The organism is Streptomyces sp. NPDC058157, assembly GCF_042884105.1.
In the GTDB taxonomy this organism is placed as follows: domain Bacteria; phylum Actinomycetota; class Actinomycetes; order Streptomycetales; family Streptomycetaceae; genus Streptomyces.
In genome coordinates, this window is the sequence record NZ_JBHVUQ010000442.1 from 1 (window position 1) to 1215 (window position 1215).

Annotated in this window: 1 protein-coding gene; it reads right to left on the reverse strand. The window is 76.5% G+C overall.

Annotation, left to right across the window (positions count from 1 at the left end):
- Positions 1-207 precede the first annotated feature (207 nt).
- Complete coding sequence (locus ACFVXK_RS38705) at positions 208-1116, reverse strand: hypothetical protein (RefSeq protein WP_389622113.1); 909 nt, start codon at positions 1114-1116, stop codon at positions 208-210.
- Between the last annotated feature and the right edge of the window lie 99 nt (positions 1117-1215).

The window sequence follows — 1215 nt, forward strand, 5'->3', positions numbered from 1 at the left end:
CGGTGGGCTCGTCCTCGAAGAACTCCGCCTGGGTGGGCGCCGGGTGGGGTACCGGCTCGCCGACTCCGCGCAGGTCGAGCACGGTGTCGGCGTAGCGTGCGCCGGCGGGCCCGATGGAGTAGAGGCGGATCCGGGACAGCTCGTACATGGCGGCGGACTCTCGTTGTTTCTCGGTGTGTCTCGGTACGTGGAACGGGGCGGGGCGGGTCAGGCGTGGAACGGCAGGCCGGCGTCGGCGGCGAGTTCCAGGTCGTCGCCCTCGGGCGGCGGCAGGAGGGTGGCGGTGCCGTCGCTGACGGGCACCACGCCGAGTTCCAGGAGTTCGGCCATGGCCGCGCTGCCCGCCATGTCGCGGACCTGGAGCTGGTAGCGGGGGGTGGTGCGGTAGGTGCCGCCGGCGTCGTCGCCGGTGCGCTGGAGGAAGCCGGACTCGGTGAGGAAGGCGGCGGCCTTGCCGACGATGCCGGTGGTGGAGCCGGCGAGGCGGCGGGCGTCCTTGGTGGCGCCGGTCGCGCTGCGGCGGGCGTAGACGCGCCAGGCGGCCTCCAGGCCGGGGGCGTCGGAGGCGGGGTCGGTGTTCTCGCCGAGCTCCTCGGCGCGTTCTTCGAGGCGGCGGCAGGTCTGCCGGACGAAGGCGTCGACGCCGTTGACGGTGATCCGGCCGATGTAGCCGTCGTCGGCGAGGTCCTCGGGGCGGGGGAAGGCGAGGGCGGCGACGGCGAGGTGGGCGAGGCCGTGGAGGAAGCGGTCGCCGCCGTCGGCGGCGGTGCGGCGGGCGTAGTCGCCCATGCGGACGGCGAACACGGAGTCCTCGCCGGCTGCGACGGCCATGCCGGCGCGCGGGGAGACCTCCAGGACGACGAGGCCGAGCCCGGTGGCGACGGCGTCGGCGAGCCGGCCGAAGCCGGGGTCCTCGCGGTAGCGGCGCAGCAGTTCGGCGTACTCGGCGTCGCGGGCGGGGAGCAGCTTGGGCTGGAGCCCGAACCCGACGAGGCGGGCCGCGTCGGCGGCGTCGGCCGGGGTCAGCGCGGGGGCGGCCGGGGCGGGCGCGGCGGCCGGGACCGACGGGCCGTCGGGCTCGCTCCACGCGGCGTACTCGGCGTGGTGGTCGCTCACGGGTGGGTCTCCTCGGCGGTACGGGTGCTGCGGGTACGGGTGCGGCTGATGCGTGCGGCGGTGGCTCGGGCTGCGGGAGGGTGTCGGTGTCCCCCACCC